Below are 16,071 nucleotides of genomic sequence, written 5' to 3'. Positions count from 1 at the left end.
GACCGCCGCTTCGCCACCCTCGACACCAACCGCGACGGCAGCGTCACGCCCGACGAGATGCGCGCCGCGCGCGAGCGGATGCGCGGTGCGCCCCGTACCGACGGCGCGCCGCCGCGGGCGAACGCGGCCGCCCGCCCCGACCGGCCACCACTGACCGCACAAGGCTTCCGCGACCGCATGCTCCGCCGCTTCGACCGCGCGGATGCGAACCATGACGGCCGCCTCGACGCCACCGAGCTACAGGCGATGCGCGACCACCGCCGCGATCACCGACGCGGCGGCCCTGCCGGTGGTGCGCCTGCGCACGAGGACTGAAGCACGAGGGCGCCCGACCTGACACCTCCCTCCGTTCGGCCTGAGCCCTTCGACTGGCTGGCAAGCCAGCCGCTGAGAATAAACTTCAGCGCTTTGCGCTGAAGTCGAAGCACCGCCACCCGCACATCGCGCCTTCGGTTTCGCTCCGAGCCGAACGGGTCGGGACCGAAGCGCCATGCCCACCCCACCAATCGAAAAGGCCCGCCTGTCAGAAGGGGATGGCCATGCTACAGCCCGACATCATGACCGATACGCCGCACCTGCTGCTCGTCGACGACGAACGCTCGATCCGCGAACCGCTTGCCGTTTACCTCACCAAACAGGGGTTTCGCGTCACCCAGGCGGGCGACGCGGAAAGCGCACGCACCCGCCTCGCCGCCTATGCGATCGATCTCGTCATTCTCGACATCATGATGCCCGGCGAGGACGGACTCTCCCTGTGCCGCCACATCGCCGCGACCAGCGACGTCCCCGTCATCCTGCTCACCGCCCGGTCGGAGGAGACCGACCGCATCGTCGGACTGGAAATGGGCGCCGACGATTATGTGGTGAAACCCTTCTCGCCGCGCGAACTGTCCGCCCGCGTCAAGGTCGTACTGCGCCGGACCCAGTCCGGCGGCACCCGCCAGCACGCGCCCGAAAGCGGCTCCTACGCCTTTGCCGGCTGGGTGCTGAAATCGGGCGAGCGCACGCTGGTCGATCGCGAGGGCGTCTCGGTCCCCCTTTCCACCGGCGAATACAACCTCCTCCTCGCCCTCGTCACCCGCCCCCGCCAGGTACTGACCCGCGACCAGTTGCTCGACCTGACGCAAGGGCGCGAGGCCGCCGCCTTCGACCGCGCGATCGACAATCAGGTCAGCCGCCTGCGCCGCAAGATCGAGCATGATCCCAAGGCGCCCGACATCATCAAGACGGTCTGGGGCGGCGGCTACACGCTGGCCGCAGAGGTCACCCGCCTGTGAGCATGCCGGCATGATGCGCATCTGGCCGCGCAGCCTTGCCGGGCAGATGGCGCTGCTCGTCGCGATCGGGCTGTTCGTCGCGCAGGCGATCAATTTCGGGCTGTTGCTGCGCGAGCGCCGCTCGCTGCTGCTCGAACAGGTCACCGGCCCCGCCATCGCCCGCCTGAACGACGCGATCGAGCGCACTGCGAACGGGCGCGGCCCTGTCGCCGATCGCGGCCGCGTCCGCCGCATGGCGTTCAATCCGATCAGCCCGGCGATGACGCCCGAACCTACGGTGGAGGAGGCGATCCGCGCCGGACTGGCGGAGGCCGGGCACACGCCGCTGCGCATCGTCACCGGTGTGCGCCCGCCCCGCCCCGAAGTGGAGAACCGCCGGGGCCAGCCGCCGCGGCGCTGGCGGGCCGAACTGGTCATCGCGGTGGAACAGCCCGGCCGCGGCTGGCTCGTCACCCGCTCCGGCTGGCCGCACGACACCATGTACCTCGTCTGGCGCCTGATCTTCCAGACGCTGATCCTGTACGGCATCATCCTCCTGCCCGTCCTCTGGATCGGCCGCCGCATCTCGCGCCCTTTACGCGACCTCACCCGCGCCGCCGAGGGCTTCGACCCCCGTATCGAGGGGCCGCCGGTACCCGAACAGGGCCCTCTCGACGTGTCCGCGCTGATCGCCGCCTTCAACGCGCTGCGCCTGCGCGTCGCGGCGATGCTGGACGAGAAGGACCGGATGCTGGGCGCGATCGGCCACGACCTCCGTACCCCGCTCGCTGCGCTTCGCGTCCGCATCGAATCGGTGGAGGATGACGGGGATCGCGCCCGCATGGCCGACACCATTTCGGAAATGAACCGCATGCTGGACGACATCCTGTCGCTCGCCCGCATGGGTCGTCCCAGCGAGCCCGCGACCGAGGTCGATCTCGCCGCGCTGGTCGATGCGGTGGTGGAGGATTTCCGCGATCTCGGCCAGGATGTCAGCTTCGCCGAAACCCCGCGCCTGCGCTTGCGCCTGCGCCCCTCGCTGATGCGCCGCGCGGTCCGCAACCTGATCGAGAATGCGGTGAAATATGGCGAGGCGGCCGATGTCCGCATCGACGCGCAAGGTCAGCGGATCGCCATCCACGTCATCGACCGCGGCCCCGGCATCCCGCCCGACCGTCTGGGCGACGTCTTCGATCCCTTCACCCGCCTCGAAACCTCCCGCAATCGCGAAACCGGCGGGATCGGCCTCGGCCTCGCGCTCGCCCGCTCCATCGTCCGCGATGCCGGTGGCGAGATCACCCTCGCCAACCGGCCCGAGGGCGGGCTTTGCGCAACGATCACGCTCGCCGCGGCACGCGCAGCATCGCCATCGCCGCTGCCACGATGACCGCGGCGGCGATGCCCATCGCCCATACCGGATCGCCCGGAAAGAAGCGGCGCACCACCTCGCCCATCACCGACGACACGATCAGCTGCGGCAGCACGATGAAGATGTTGAACAACCCCATATAGATGCCCAGCTTCTCCTGCGGCAGCGCGGCCGACAGGATCGCATAGGGCATGGTCAGGATCGACGACCAGGCGATGCCGATCAGCACCATCGACCCCACCAGCACCATGGGATCGCGCACCACCAGGAAAGAAGCGAAGCCCGCAGCCCCGCTCAGCAGCCCCAGGATATGCGTATCGCGCCGCCCGATCCGCGCCGCCAGCGCCGGCATCACGAACGCCCATAGCGCGGCGACGCCGTTATACACCGCGAACAGCACGCCGACCCAGTTCGCGCCCGCATTATACGCCGCACTCGCCGCATCGGTCGCACCAAAGGCGCGCGCGGTGACGATCGGCGTGGTGTAGATCCACATGATGAACAGCGCCGACCAGGTGAAGAACTGCACCAGCGCCAGCCGCCGCATCGTGGCCGGCATCGCCGCCAGGTCGCCGAGAATCTGGCTCAGCGCATTGTCGCCGCGACCCCGCCGCACCAGCCCCGCACTGACGATCAGCGCCGCGCCATAGGCGATCAACCCGCCGCCCAGGATATAGAGCGGCTTGTCCAGAGCCAGCCGCTCCACCGCGACGATCACGGCGATGCCCAGCGCGATCCACAACGGCGCCAGCCCGCTGCCGCGCCGCACCGTGGCGGGTGCGGCGGCAACCTCGCCCTCCGCATCCTCGAACGCCGCCATTTCGGCGGGCGAATATTCGCGCGTGGTCAGCACCGTCCACAGCACCGCCGCGAACAGCGCCGCCGCACCGATGTAGAAGCCATATTGCACCGATGGCGGCACGCCCCCGCCAGCGGCGGTGTTCGCCACCCCGAACACATCGGTCAGCACGATCGGCGCCAGGCTGCCCACCACCGCGCCCGCGCCGATGAACCCTGTCTGGAACGCATAGCCCGCGGTCCGCTGCGATTTGGGCAGCATGTCGCCCACGAACGCGCGAAACGGCTCCATCGACACGTTCAGCGACGCGTCGAGCAGCCAGAGCAGGATCGCCGCGACCAGCAGCACCGGCGCATTGGGCATCGCGACCAGCGCCGCCGTCGCCAGCACCGCGCCTGCCAGAAAATATGGCCGCCGCCGCCCCAGCCGCCCCCAGGTCCGGTCGCTGTAATGCCCGATCACCGGCTGCACCAGCAGCCCGGTCAGCGGTGCCGCGATCCACAAGAACGCCAGATCGTCCACCGACGTCCCCAGCGACTGGAAGATGCGGCTGACATTGGCATTTTGCAGGGCAAAGCCGATCTGGATGCCGAAAAAGCCGAACGAAATATTCCACAGGCCCCGAAAGCCTTGCCGCGGCTTCTCCATCACCCTCTCTCCCTTATTCTTGTATCTGTTCAGGCGCCGGTGGACCCGCGCACCATCAATTGTGTCGGCAACAGCACGCTGCGCCGCGGTCGCCCGCCCAGTTCGGCGAGCAGCGTATCGATCAGCAATCGCCCCGCCCCGTCGGCATCCTGCGCCACCGTGGTCAGCGGCGGACTGGCGAAACCGGCGGCCGGAATATCGTCGAACCCGACCAGCGCCACATCGTCCGGCACCCGCCGTCCGCTCGCATGCAGCACGCGCATCGCCGCCAGCGCGATCAGGTCGCTCGCCGCGACGATCGCATCGAACGCCACCCCCCGCGCCAGCAATTCTCGCGCCGCCCGCTCGCCCTCTTCCTCGCTCGACAGCGCGGGCACCTGCAACGCCGGATCGACCCCCAGCCCCGCGTCCGCCAGCGCCATCGCATAGCCATGATATCGATCGTGAAATTCCGGGTAATGGTCCGTCGCATCGCCCAGGAACGCGATCCGCCGCCGCCCGCGCGCGATCAGGTGCCGTGTCGCCTCCGCGGTTCCCGCGACATTGTCGCACCCGACCGTCAGCCCCGGCTGCCCCGCCGCCACCGATCCCCAGCGCACGAAGCGCGTACCCTGCGCCACCAGCTGCTCCAGCCGTGCGCGGTACTGGGCATAGTCCCCGTACCCCAGCAGGATCAGCCCGTCCGCGCGGTGGCTGTCCTCATAATCGACATGCCAGTCGCTGGAGAAATCCTGGAACGAGATCAGCAGGTCGTATCCCGCCTCCGCGCACGCGCCCATCATCGATCCCAGCATGCCGAGGAAGAACGGGTTGATCAGCGTATGCCCCGGCGACGGGTCCCGGAACAGCAGCAGCGCCAGTGTCCGCGTCCGCCCCGACCGCAGGTTGGAGGCCGCCCGGTCCACCGTATAGTTCAACTGCTTCGCGATCGCCTGGATGCGCGCGCGCGTCGCCGCGCTCACCGTCGTACTGCCGCGCAGCGCCCGGCTGACGGTCGGCTGCGACACGCCGGCGAGTTGCGCGATGTCGAAGGAGGTGGGCTTGCGGCCGGTCACCCCCGTCTCATCCTACCGCTGCGATACGCCGTCAACCGTGGCCCGGCTGCAACGGTGCCATATCGGCCGCATAGAATACGTATGCGCATTCCTTGGCTTCCACCGCGGCAAAATCCATTGCGGATACACACACATGCTCATGGCGACACAAGAGCGCCAAGGGCTCCTCGGGGAGGATAGTTATGATCGTTCGTACCGCCGCGTCGGCGCGCGCCGCCCGCCTCGCGCTTCATCTCGGCGCCAGCTCGCTGGCCCTGACGCTCGCCAGCCCGGCCTTCGCGCAGGCATCGACCACGGTGCCCGATCCGGCAGCCAGCACCAGCACCGGCGCAAATCCCAACGAGCCCGCCAGCGCCGGAGACCAGCAGGGCGACAACGCCGCCGTCACCGGTGACACCACGCCCCAGCAATCGCCCGTCGCGACCCAACCGGCACCGGAAGAGGAAGGCGCGGACATCGTCGTCACCGGCTTCCGCCGCGCCCTCGAAAACGCGGTGGTGGAGAAGAAGACCCGCGACCTCGTCGTTGAATCCATCTCGGCGGAGGATATCGGCAAGCTGCCCGACGCCTCGATCGCGGAGTCGATCGCGCGCCTGCCCGGCGTCACCTCGCAGCGCGTCAACGGGCGCTCCAACGCCATCTCGATCCGCGGCTTTGCCCCCGACTTCTCGACCACGCTTCTGAACGGCCGCGAACAGACCTCGACCGGCGACAATCGCGCGGTGGAATATGACCAGTATCCCGCGGAAGTCGTCAATCAGGTGCTGATCTACAAGACCGCGCAGGCCGGCCTGATCGGTCAGGGCCTGTCGGGCACCGTCGACCTGCGCACCATCCGCCCGCTCGATTATGGCCGGCAGGTCATCTCGGTCGGCGCGCGCGGCACCTATGCCGATATCGGCAAGCTGAACGCCGGTTCCAAGGAATTCGGCTACCGCGCGACCGCGACCTATGTCGACCAGTTCGCCGACGATACGCTGGGCGTCGCGCTGTCCGCCTCCTATCTGGACGAGCCGTACCAGATCCAGGAGTTCAACGCCTGGGGCTATGCGCAGGTGCCGGTGAACGGCACGCCGACCAACGTCATCGGCGGCTCCAAATCCTATGTCACCTCGACCACGCTGAAGCGCCTCGGCCTGTCCGGCACGGTGCAGTGGAAGCCGACCGATACCGTCACCACGACGCTCGACGCCTTTTACTCGGACTTCTCGGACGAGCAGATCAAGCGCGGCATCGAACTGCCGCTCGGCTTCGGCTCGCCCGCGCCGACGCTTACCAACCCGACCGTCACCAACGGTCTCGTCACCGGCGGCACATGGAACGGTGTGGAGGCGGTCGTCCGCAACGACGCCTTCGACCGCAAGGCCAAGCTCTACTCCTTCGGCTACAATGCCAAATATGAGGGCGACGACGGCTGGAACGCCCAGGTCGACGTGTCCTACTCGCTCACCAAGCGTCGCGAGCTGGTGCTGGAAAGCTATGCCGGCACGGGTTTCGGTCCCGGCGACGGCGCGACCGACACCATCGGTTTCCAGACGACGCCGAACGGCACCACCTTCACGCCGACGCTCAATTATTCCGATCCCGACCTCATCCAGCTTACCGATCCGCTCGGCTGGGGCGGCGCCACGCGTCAGGCCGGCTATTACAATGACCGCTCGGTCCGCGACTCGATCCGCCAGTACCGCGCCGAGATCGAGCGGGAGATCGGCAGCCCGATATCGGCTGCCCGTTTCGGCCTCAACTATACGACGCATGACAAGTCGCTGACGCCGAACCAGTTCTTCCTGGTACTTGCCAGTGGCGCTGCGCAGGGCACGTTGCCCAGCCAGTATCGGCTCGACCCGACCAACCTGTCCTATCTCGGCCTCGGACCGATGCTCAGCTACGATCCGCGTGCCGTGCTGGATGGCGGCGTCTATTCACTGACCCGCAACAACAGTAACGACGTGGTATCCTCCGCCTTCCGCGTGAAGGAGGACATCATGACCGCCTATCTCCAGGCGGATCTGCGCCAGCCGATCGGGTCGGCGGAACTGACCGGCAATATCGGTGTGCAGGCGATGCTCACCGAGCAGAAGTCGTCCGGTCTCGTCTTCAACGGCACCGGCTTCAGCACGATCACGCGGGGTGACGATTATCTGGACATCCTGCCCAGCGCGAACCTCAGCCTGCGTCTCGCCAGCGACTGGGTGATCCGCGCCGCCGCCGCCCGCCAGATGCAGCGTCCGCGCATGGACGACATGCGTGTCGCGCTCGGCTATGGCTTCAGCCTTCAGGAAGGCATCCTGACCGGCAGCGGGGGCAATCCCTTCCTCCGCCCGATCCGTTCTAATTCCTATGACGTGACGATCGAGAAGTATTTCGGCAATCGTGGCTATCTTGCGGTGCAGGGGTTCTTCAAGGACCTGAAGAGCTTCGTCTATAACCTGGAGGTTCCGTACGATTATTCGGGCTTCCCGCTGCCCCCGGCCGCTCCTGCGGGCACGCCGACGCTTGGCCGCGCGACCATTCCGATCAACGGCGAGGGCGGCAAGATCTACGGCGTCGAACTCGCCGGCACGCTGCCGCTCGGCCAGATCGTCGGTGCGCTCGATGGGTTCGGCGTGACCGGGGGCGGCTCCTATACCAAGACCGAAATCACCCCCACGCCGGGCGGCGCGGCGGAAGATATTCCCGGCTACTCGCGCTGGGTGGCGAACGGCACCGCCTTTTTCGAGAAGTGGGGCCTGAACGTGCGTGGCTCGGTCCGCTACCGTTCGACCTTCATCGGTGAACTGTCGGGCTTCGGTGCGCAGCGTACCCGCCGCCGGGCGGCCGGCGAACTGATCGTCGATGGCCAGATCGGCTACGACTTCTCGTCCGGCACCTTCAATGGCCTGTCCCTGTTCCTCCAGGGCCAGAACCTGACCGACGAGCCGTTCAAGACGATCAACGGCGCCAACACCGCCGAAGTGATCGACTTCCAGCGCTTCGGCCGCCGTTTCCTCGCCGGCTTCACCTACCGCTTCTGATGTCGCAGACCGCCCCCTCCACCCCGGAGGGGGCATTGCATGCCGAGGGGAGGCTCATGACCGGCTCCAGCACCCGAAGCGTGGTCATCGTCGGCGGCGGCACCGCCGGCTGGATGGCCGCGGCCGCGCTCGCCCGCTTCCTGCCGCCGGATCACCGCATCCGGCTGGTCGAATCCGACGCGATCGGCACCATCGGCGTCGGCGAGGCGACGATCCCTGCGCTGCGCATCTTCAACCATATGCTGGGGATCGACGAGGACGCGTTTCTGCGTGCGACGCAGGGCACGTTCAAACTCGGCATCGAATTTGCGGGCTGGTCCGGCGACGGCAGCCGCTATTGCCACGCCTTCGGCACCATCGGTCGCGCGCTCGGCCTCGTTCCCTTTCACCATTACTGGCTGCGCGCCGGCTGTCCGGACTCGCTGTGGAACTACAGCGCCGCCGCGCAGGCCGCCGCCGCCGGCCGCTTCGCCCGCGACCAGGGGCGCCCCGATCTGCCCAGCGGCATCGCCTGGGCGTTCCATTTCGATGCCACCCTCTACGCCGCCTTCCTGCGCCGCCATGCCGAGGCCGCCGGGGTGGAGCGCATCGAAGGCCGCATCACCGGCGTCGAGCGCGACGGCGAAACCGGCCACATCGCCGCCGTTCATCTCGAGGGCGATCGACGGGTCGCCGGCGACCTGTTCATCGACTGCTCCGGTTTTCGCTGCCTGCTGCTGGGCGAAACCCTCGGCACCGCGTTCGAGGACTGGTCCCACCACCTCCCCTGCGACCGCGCCATCGCCGTCCCCACTGCGCGCCTCGATCCGCTGCCCCCCTACACTCGCGCCACCGCCCACCCCGCCGGCTGGCAATGGCGCATTCCCCTCCAGCACCGCACCGGCAACGGCATCGTCTATGCCAGCGCCCATCTCTCCGATGACGAGGCCACCGCCCGCCTCCTCGCCGGCTGCGACGGCGCGCCCCTTGCCGACCCGCGAAATTTACGCTTCACCACCGGCCGCCGCCGCGCCGCCTGGGTCGGCAACTGCGTCGCGCTCGGGCTCGCCGCCGGGTTCATGGAGCCGCTGGAATCGACCAGCATCCACCTGGTCCAGTCCGGCATCGCCCGCCTGCTCGAATATTGGCCGGGCAAGGCGCTGGCCGGTGCCGACATCGCCGCCTTCAACCGCCGTACCGAGGCGGAATGGCTCGCGATCCGCGACCTGCTGATCCTGCACTACCATGCGAATGCCCGGCCCGAGCCCTTCTGGCAGGCACGCCGCGACGCCCCCCTGCCCGACAGCCTTGCCGAGCGCCTCGCCCTGTTCCGCGCCAATGGCCGCATCCTGCGCGAGAGCGACGAGCTGTTCACCGAGGTCGGCTGGCTCCAGGTCCTGATCGGCCAGGGCGTACAGCCCCTCGGCCACCACGCGCTCGCCGATGCGATTCCGCCCGCCGACCTTGCCGACTTCCTCGCGCTCGCCCGCACCCATGCCGCCGCCGTCGCCGCGCGCATGCCCGCCCACGACGCCTTCATCGCCGCGCACTGCGCCGCCCCCGTTCCAAAGGCCGCCTGATGAGACTATTCGCCCTCCTCGCCAGCACGTTGCTCGCCACTGCCACCGCGGCGCCCACCCAGGATTATCGACAGCGCCTGCCGCAGGACGAGGTGATCTACTTCGTCCTGCCCGACCGCTTCGAAAACGGCGATCCCGCCAACGACCGCGGCGGCCTGACCGGCGGCCCGCTCCGGACCGGTTTCGACCCCACGCACAAGGGCTTCTTCCACGGCGGCGACCTCAAGGGGCTGACGCAGCGTCTCGACTATATCCAGTCGCTCGGCGCCACCGCGATCTGGCTCGGGCCGATCTTCAAGAACAAGCCCGTCCAGGGTGCGAAGGGCCGGGAGAGCGCCGGTTATCACGGCTACTGGATCACCGACTTCACCACCGTCGATCCGCACCTCGGCACCGAGGCGGACCTGCGCGCCTTCATCGATGCCGCGCACGGCCGGGGGATGAAGGTCTATATGGACATCATCGTCAACCACACCGCCGATGTGATCCAGTACCGCGAATGCGCCGAAGGATCGCCCTGCCCCTACCGCGATCGCGGCAATTATCCCTATAGCCGCAAGGGCGGGCTGAACGGTGCCGCCATCAATCCCGGCTTTGGGGGCGACGGCGTGCAGACGCCGCAGAACTTCGCGAAACTCACCGACCCGACCTACGCCTACACCCCTTACGTTCCGCCTGCGGAGCGGAACGCCAAGACCCCCGCCTGGCTCAACGATCCCATCTATTACCACAATCGCGGCAACACGACCTTTGCCGACGAGAGCAGCACCACCGGCGACTTTTCCGGCCTCGACGATCTGATGACCGAGAACCCGCGCGTCATCGCTGGCATGATCGACATCTTCGGCGGCTGGATCGACCGGTTCGGCGTCGACGGGTTCCGCGTCGACACCGCCAAGCATGTGAACCCCGAATTTTGGCGCAGCTTCGTGCCCGCGATGCAGGCGCGCGCGCGTGCCAACGGCATCCCCAATTTCCACATCTTCGGCGAAGTCACCTCGGGCATGGAGCCTGGCTATCTCGCGCGCTGGACGAAGATCGCCGATTACCCGGCGGTCCTCGACTTCGCCTTCATGAACGCGGTGATCGACACGGTGGCGGGCAACAAGCCGACCAGCGAGCTGGCCTCCCTGTTCGAGGGCGACGTGCTCTACGCGCGAGGCGAGGACACCGCGATGATCCTTCCCACCTTTCTCGGCAATCACGACCATGGCCGTTTCGCCCGCGACGTGCGCGAGGCGAACCCGAACGCGTCGGACGACGAGGTGCTGAAGCGCGTCCAACTCGGCCATGCGATGCTCATGACGCTGCGGGGCGTACCCACCATCTATTCCGGCGACGAGCAGGGCTTTGCCGGCGACGGCAACGATCAGGACGCTCGCGAGGACATGTTCGCCAGCAAGGTCGCGGTCTATAACGACAACAAACTTGTCGGCACGACCGCGACCACCGCCACCGCGAACTTCGACACCAGCCACCCGCTCTACCGCGAAATTGCGACGCTGGCGAAACTCCGCCTCTCGCACCCCGCCCTCACCCGCGGCCGCCAGATCATCCGCGCCCGCGACGACAAGCCCGGCCTGTTCGCCGTCTCCCGCATCGATCCCGACACGGGCCGCGAGATCCTGCTCGCCTTCAACACCAGCGACAAACCCGTCACGCAAGGGATCGAGGTCGACACCGCCGCCGCCCGCTTCACCGCCCTTGCCGGCCCCTGCCCCACACAGGCCGCCGCACCCGGCAGCCTCCTTCTCACCCTTCCCGCCTTCGGCTACGCCGTCTGCGCCGCGGAGCCCCGTTGATGCCCCTCCCAAAACCCTGGTGGAAAGGCGCGGTGATCTACCAGATCTACCCGCGCAGCTTCGCCGACTCCAACAATGACGGCATCGGCGACCTCGCCGGCATCACCGCCCGCCTGGATTACGTCGCCAGCCTCGGCGTCGACGCCATCTGGCTTTCGCCCTTCTTCACCTCGCCGATGAAGGATTTCGGCTATGACGTCGCCGACTACCGAGACGTCGATCCGATCTTCGGCACGCTGGCCGATTTCGACGCCCTCGTCGCGCGCGCGCACGACCTGTCCTTACGCGTCGTCATCGATCAGGTGTACAGCCACACCTCCGACGAACATCCCTGGTTCGTCGAAAGCCGCGCCAGCCGCAACAACCCGCGCGCCGACTGGTATGTCTGGGCCGATGCCAGGCCGGACGGTTCGCCCCCGTCCAACTGGCAATCGGTCTTTGGCGGCCCGGCCTGGACCTGGGACGCGCGCCGCCGCCAATATTACCTCCACAACTTCCTGAAGGAACAGCCGCAGCTTCACGTCCACCTGCCCGCGGTGCAGGAGGAATTGCTCGCCACCGCGCGCTTCTGGCTCGATCGCGGCGTCGACGGCTTCCGCCTCGATGCGATCAACTTCATGATGCACACGCATGAGTTGACCGACAATCCGCCCGCCCCCGACACGGGCAAGGTCCGCACCCGTCCGTTCGATTACCAGCTCAAGATCCACAACCAGAGCCATGCCGGCATCCCGGCCTTTCTGGAGCGCATCCGCGCGCTGCTCGACGAATATGACGGCCGCTTCACCGTGGCGGAGGTCGGCGGCGACGATGCCGACCGCGAGATGAAGCTGTTCACCGAAGGGGCGAAGCGTCTTCACACCGCCTATGGCTTCGACTTCCTGTATGCCGATCGCCTGACCCCGGCGGTCGTCGCCGAGGCGCTGGAACGCTGGCCGGCGGGCGACAATATCGGCTGGCCGAGCTGGGCGTTCGAGAACCATGATGCGCCGCGCGCTGTCTCGCGCTGGGTGGCGCCCGACTATCGCGACCGTTTCGCGCGCATGAAGATGCTGCTGCTGCTCGCCCTGCGCGGCAATGTCTTCCTGTATAATGGCGAGGAGCTGGGGCTCACCCAGGTCGAGGTGCCCTTCGACCGGCTGCAGGATCCGGAGGCGATCGCCAACTGGCCGCTCACCCTGTCGCGCGACGGCGCCCGCACGCCCATGCCGTGGAGCAGCAACGCCGTGAACGGCGGCTTTTCCGACGCCCGGCCCTGGCTGCCGCTGGGCGAGGATCATGCCCAGTTCGCGGTCAACCGGCAGGAGGGCGATCCCGCCTCGCTGCTCAACCTCACGCGCGCGCTCATCCGCCTGCGTCGCGAGAACCCGGCACTCGCCACCGGCGACCTGCACCTCGTCACGGTCACCGATACGCTGCTCGCCTTCGAGCGTCATGAGGGGGATCAGACGCTGCTCTGCGTCTTCAACATGGCCGAAACCCCTGCCCGCTGGGCGCCGCAAGACGCCGATGCGTGGCGCCCCCTCACCCATGTCAACGACTGCACCGGCTGGCGCTTCGGCCCCTATGCCGCCCTGATCGCGGAGAAGATCGCATGACCCGTATCGCCACCCTACTGGCCCTCGGCCTCGCCACCACCACGGCGTCCGCACAGGACACTGCCGCGCCGGCCGTCAACGAAACCTTCAAGTTCGCCCGCCCCGCCGACCAGCCGGAGGCGATCGAAACCTCGCCCGATGGCCGCATCGCCGTCTCCGTCACCACCGACAATGACGGCCGCGCGCTCTGGTCCGTCTCGCGCGGCGGCACGCTGATCGTCGCCCCGTCGCGCCTCGGCTTCCTGTTCACCGACGCGCCCAAGATCGAGCGTCAGTTGCGCATCCAGTCGGTCACCCATGCCAAGCCCGTCGACACGACATGGACGCAACCCTGGGGCGAATGGCGCACGATCCGCGACAATCACAAGGAGATGCGCGTCCGCCTCATGGAGACGACGCCGCTCCACCGCGTCATCGACGTCGTGTTCCGCGTGCAGGACGATGGCATCGGCTTCCGCTACGAGGTGCCCGATCAGGCGAACATGCACGGCGCCAACATTGCCGACGAGCTGACCGAATTCAGCTTCGCCGAAGATGCCACCGCCTGGTGGAAGGTCGCATTCCAGTGGAATCGCGAGGAATATCTCTACCAGCGCACCCCCCTGTCCGCGGTCGGCACCGCCGCCACCCCGATCACGCTGAAGCTGGCCGGCGGCACGCATGTCGCGCTGCACGAGGCCGCCCTCGTCGATTATGCCTCCACCGCGGTGATGAAGACCGAAGGCAACACGCTGCGCACCGTCCTCACCCCCGGCTCGGGCGGACCGAAGGTGGTGAAGACGGGAAGCTGGACGACGCCGTGGCGTACCCTGCTCATCGCCGACGACGCTCCCGGCCTTTATATGAGCCACCTCATGCTCAACCTGAACGAGCCCAACAAGCTGGGCGACGTGTCCTGGGTGAAGCCGGGCAAGTTCGTCGGCGTGTGGTGGAACATGATCAAGGGCGACTGGACATGGGCGCGCGGCCCCCGCCACGGCGCCACCACCGCCAACGTCAAGAAATATATCGACTTCGCCGGCGCCAACAACATCCAGGGCGTACTGGTGGAGGGCTGGAACGTCGGCTGGGACGGCGACTGGGCCGGCAATGGCAGTGCGATGCAGTTCGCCACCCCGACGGCCGATTTCGATGCGGACTATCTCGCGAACTATGCCAAGTCGAAGAAGGTCTCGCTGATCGGCCATCACGAAACCGGCGGTGCCGCCAGCCATTACGAAAGCCAGTTCGACCAGGCGTTCAAATTCGCCGCCGATCACGGCGAGCATGTGGTGAAGACCGGCTATGTCGCCGATGCCGGCCAGATCGAGCGCGCCAACCCGGACGGCTCCATCGCGCGCGAATGGCATGAGGGCCAGTGGATGGTGAACCATCATCTGCGCGTCGTGCAGGCCGCCGCCAAATACCGCGTCGGCATCGACGCGCACGAACCCGTAAAGGACACGGGGCTGCGCCGTACCTACCCGAACTGGCTGGCGCGCGAGGGGTCACGCGGCATGGAATATAACGCATGGCCCGGCAAGAACCCGCCCGAACATGAAGCGAACCTCGCCTTTACCCGCATGCTGGAGGGGCCGATGGACTTCACCCCCGGCGTGCTCAGCCTGACCGGTTCGGACAACAGCCCGATCCAGTCGACCATCGCCAAGCAGCTCGCGCTCTACGTCGTCCTCTATTCGCCGGTGCAGATGGCCGCCGACACGCCGGAGAACTACGCGAAATACCCGGACGCCTTCCGCTTCATCCGCGACGTGCCCACCGATTGGCAGGACACCCGCGTGCTGAACGGCGAGGTCGGCGACTTCGTCACCTTTGCGCGGGCCGATCGCAACAGTCGGGACTGGTATCTGGGCAGCATCACCGACGAAAACCCGCGCAACGTGACGGTCACGCTCGACTTCCTCAAACCCGGCCGCACCTACACCGCGCAAATCTACAAGGACGGCCCCGGCGCCACCTACGCCACCGAAGCCCGCCACGCGATCGCCTTCGAGACGAAGCGCGTGAAGAAGGGCGACACGATCATCCTGTCGCTCGCCCCCGGCGGCGGCCAGGCCATCCGCTTCAAGGCAGGCCGCTGATACAAACAAGAGGCCTCTCCCCTTCGGGATCGACAGATGAACAGCACCGGGTGCCGTTCACCTGTCGATGGGTTGGGGTGGGACGCTTCCACTAACGCGCTGCTGACAAGGAAATGCCCGGCTGGCCCGACTAGGCCGCAGACTCCTAAATGTGAAATGTCCAAAACCGCCCATCGCCAGCCTTTCAGAGCCAGTTCCATGGTTCCTGATTGCCAACCTTCGTTCATCAATGCACGCTGCTCCCATGGAGCATGCTACCCTCGTAGGATTTCTGACCGGTGAGCTTTCGCCGGAGGTGCTGGTTGATGAGATCTCTACCGAAGTGAATGCCTGCGAAGCGTCCTTCCAAGCGGGTGAGAACGGCTACATTATCATCACTGATGGTAGACCCGTCAAAGTAACGAGAGAAGGCGCACGACGACTGCTCGCGGCTATAGCCCATGAGCGATTGCCGTTCCAACCGGCGAACTACGTCGCAGATTCTATCATCATGAATGACGACTTTGATTTAGCGGATGATGCCGTTCGCGACGCAATTAACTTTGTGGCAGATGACAGCAGGCTACCTTGCACGATGCAACGATCAAGGCATTAGCGACCTAGCTAAAGGTAAGCTTTCAAAGCTTTATGCTCAAAGCGGCTATTTCGCTTACGCCTCAATTGTTGCCAGTAAGTCACGACGCTCGCGTGCTTCAAAGCGGACATCGGGCCACGCCGCGCGCTCATGATAGAAACAGCGGCGCCCACACAGAGGCACTTGCGGATCTTCTAATCCTGACACTACGAAGGCGTATCATTTTGTTTGAGTTGGGGGCATATGAAACAATCAACGTTTGCAATGATACCTTTGTTGCTGCTGGCAAGCGCCTGCGGCGGTGGCGGCGAATCAA

Annotated in this window: 10 protein-coding genes and 1 pseudogene; 9 read left to right on the top strand and 2 right to left on the bottom strand. The window is 66.9% G+C overall.

Annotated features, from left to right (window positions below):
- The 3 genes and pseudogenes from OXR08_RS17730 to OXR08_RS17720 all read left to right on the top strand — a co-directional run.
- Window positions 1-315, top strand: a pseudogene (locus OXR08_RS17730) (hypothetical protein); the annotation flags it as partial.
- A gap of 242 nt (window positions 316-557) precedes the next feature.
- Window positions 558-1,277: a response regulator gene (locus tag OXR08_RS17725; RefSeq protein WP_149683319.1), complete on the top strand. Its 720-nt coding sequence runs from the start codon at window positions 558-560 to the stop codon at window positions 1,275-1,277.
- 10 nt (window positions 1,278-1,287) lie between these two features.
- Window positions 1,288-2,643: a HAMP domain-containing sensor histidine kinase gene (locus OXR08_RS17720; protein ID WP_267351878.1), complete on the top strand. Its 1,356-nt coding sequence runs from the start codon at window positions 1,288-1,290 to the stop codon at window positions 2,641-2,643.
- Here the strand turns inward: OXR08_RS17720 and OXR08_RS17715 are convergent.
- Both OXR08_RS17715 and OXR08_RS17710 read right to left on the bottom strand, forming a co-directional pair.
- Entirely contained in the window at window positions 2,594-4,072 is a 1,479-nt protein-coding gene (locus OXR08_RS17715) for an MFS transporter (RefSeq protein ID WP_267351876.1), read from the bottom strand. The two genes, OXR08_RS17720 and OXR08_RS17715, sit on opposite strands and share 50 nt — an antisense overlap.
- A gap of 29 nt (window positions 4,073-4,101) precedes the next feature.
- The gene (locus OXR08_RS17710) at window positions 4,102-5,127 is read right to left on the bottom strand and encodes a substrate-binding domain-containing protein (protein ID WP_267351874.1); all 1,026 of its coding nucleotides are present in this window, start codon (window positions 5,125-5,127) and stop codon (window positions 4,102-4,104) included.
- 182 nt (window positions 5,128-5,309) lie between these two features.
- On the opposite strand from OXR08_RS17710, the gene OXR08_RS17705 reads away from it, so the two are divergent.
- The 6 genes from OXR08_RS17705 (at window position 5,310) to OXR08_RS17680 (ending at window position 15,776) form a co-directional block, all read left to right on the top strand.
- Complete coding sequence (locus OXR08_RS17705) at window positions 5,310-8,141, top strand: TonB-dependent receptor (protein WP_267351872.1); 2,832 nt, start codon at window positions 5,310-5,312, stop codon at window positions 8,139-8,141.
- 56 nt (window positions 8,142-8,197) lie between these two features.
- Window positions 8,198-9,700 carry a tryptophan halogenase family protein gene (locus OXR08_RS17700; protein WP_267351870.1) on the top strand — a complete coding sequence of 501 codons (1,503 nt, stop codon included), beginning with the start codon at window positions 8,198-8,200 and terminating at the stop codon, window positions 9,698-9,700.
- The gene (locus OXR08_RS17695) at window positions 9,700-11,502 is read left to right on the top strand and encodes an alpha-amylase family glycosyl hydrolase (RefSeq protein WP_267351868.1); all 1,803 of its coding nucleotides are present in this window, start codon (window positions 9,700-9,702) and stop codon (window positions 11,500-11,502) included. The genes OXR08_RS17700 and OXR08_RS17695 overlap by 1 nt, the downstream gene beginning before the upstream one ends.
- Window positions 11,502-13,100: an alpha-amylase family glycosyl hydrolase gene (locus tag OXR08_RS17690; protein WP_267351866.1), complete on the top strand. Its 1,599-nt coding sequence runs from the start codon at window positions 11,502-11,504 to the stop codon at window positions 13,098-13,100. The genes OXR08_RS17695 and OXR08_RS17690 overlap by 1 nt, the downstream gene beginning before the upstream one ends.
- Window positions 13,097-15,181 carry a glycoside hydrolase family 97 protein gene (locus OXR08_RS17685; RefSeq protein ID WP_267351864.1) on the top strand — a complete coding sequence of 695 codons (2,085 nt, stop codon included), beginning with the start codon at window positions 13,097-13,099 and terminating at the stop codon, window positions 15,179-15,181. Before OXR08_RS17690 ends, OXR08_RS17685 begins: the two co-directional genes overlap by 4 nt.
- A gap of 244 nt (window positions 15,182-15,425) precedes the next feature.
- Window positions 15,426-15,776 carry a hypothetical protein gene (locus OXR08_RS17680; RefSeq protein WP_267351862.1) on the top strand — a complete coding sequence of 117 codons (351 nt, stop codon included), beginning with the start codon at window positions 15,426-15,428 and terminating at the stop codon, window positions 15,774-15,776.
- The last annotated feature ends 295 nt before the right edge of the window (window positions 15,777-16,071 follow it).

It is taken from the genome of Sphingomonas sp. GM_Shp_2 (assembly GCF_026540875.1).
GTDB classification, from domain to species: domain Bacteria; phylum Pseudomonadota; class Alphaproteobacteria; order Sphingomonadales; family Sphingomonadaceae; genus Sphingomonas; species Sphingomonas carotinifaciens.
This window is presented reverse-complemented; position numbering and strand designations above follow the sequence as displayed.

Excerpts from the sequence above, each read along its gene's own strand:
- OXR08_RS17725 (WP_149683319.1), top strand. The coding sequence starts at position 558 with ATGACCGATACGCCGCACCTGCTGCTCGTCGACGACGAACGCTCGATC.
- OXR08_RS17720 (WP_267351878.1), top strand. The coding sequence starts at position 1,288 with ATGATGCGCATCTGGCCGCGCAGCCTTGCCGGGCAGATGGCGCTGCTC.
- OXR08_RS17715 (WP_267351876.1), bottom strand. The coding sequence starts at position 4,072 with ATGGAGAAGCCGCGGCAAGGCTTTCGGGGCCTGTGGAATATTTCGTTC.
- OXR08_RS17705 (WP_267351872.1), top strand. The coding sequence starts at position 5,310 with ATGATCGTTCGTACCGCCGCGTCGGCGCGCGCCGCCCGCCTCGCGCTT.
- OXR08_RS17700 (WP_267351870.1), top strand. The coding sequence starts at position 8,198 with ATGACCGGCTCCAGCACCCGAAGCGTGGTCATCGTCGGCGGCGGCACC.
- OXR08_RS17695 (WP_267351868.1), top strand. The coding sequence starts at position 9,700 with ATGAGACTATTCGCCCTCCTCGCCAGCACGTTGCTCGCCACTGCCACC.
- OXR08_RS17690 (WP_267351866.1), top strand. The coding sequence starts at position 11,502 with ATGCCCCTCCCAAAACCCTGGTGGAAAGGCGCGGTGATCTACCAGATC.
- OXR08_RS17685 (WP_267351864.1), top strand. The coding sequence starts at position 13,097 with ATGACCCGTATCGCCACCCTACTGGCCCTCGGCCTCGCCACCACCACG.
- OXR08_RS17680 (WP_267351862.1), top strand. The coding sequence starts at position 15,426 with ATGGAGCATGCTACCCTCGTAGGATTTCTGACCGGTGAGCTTTCGCCG.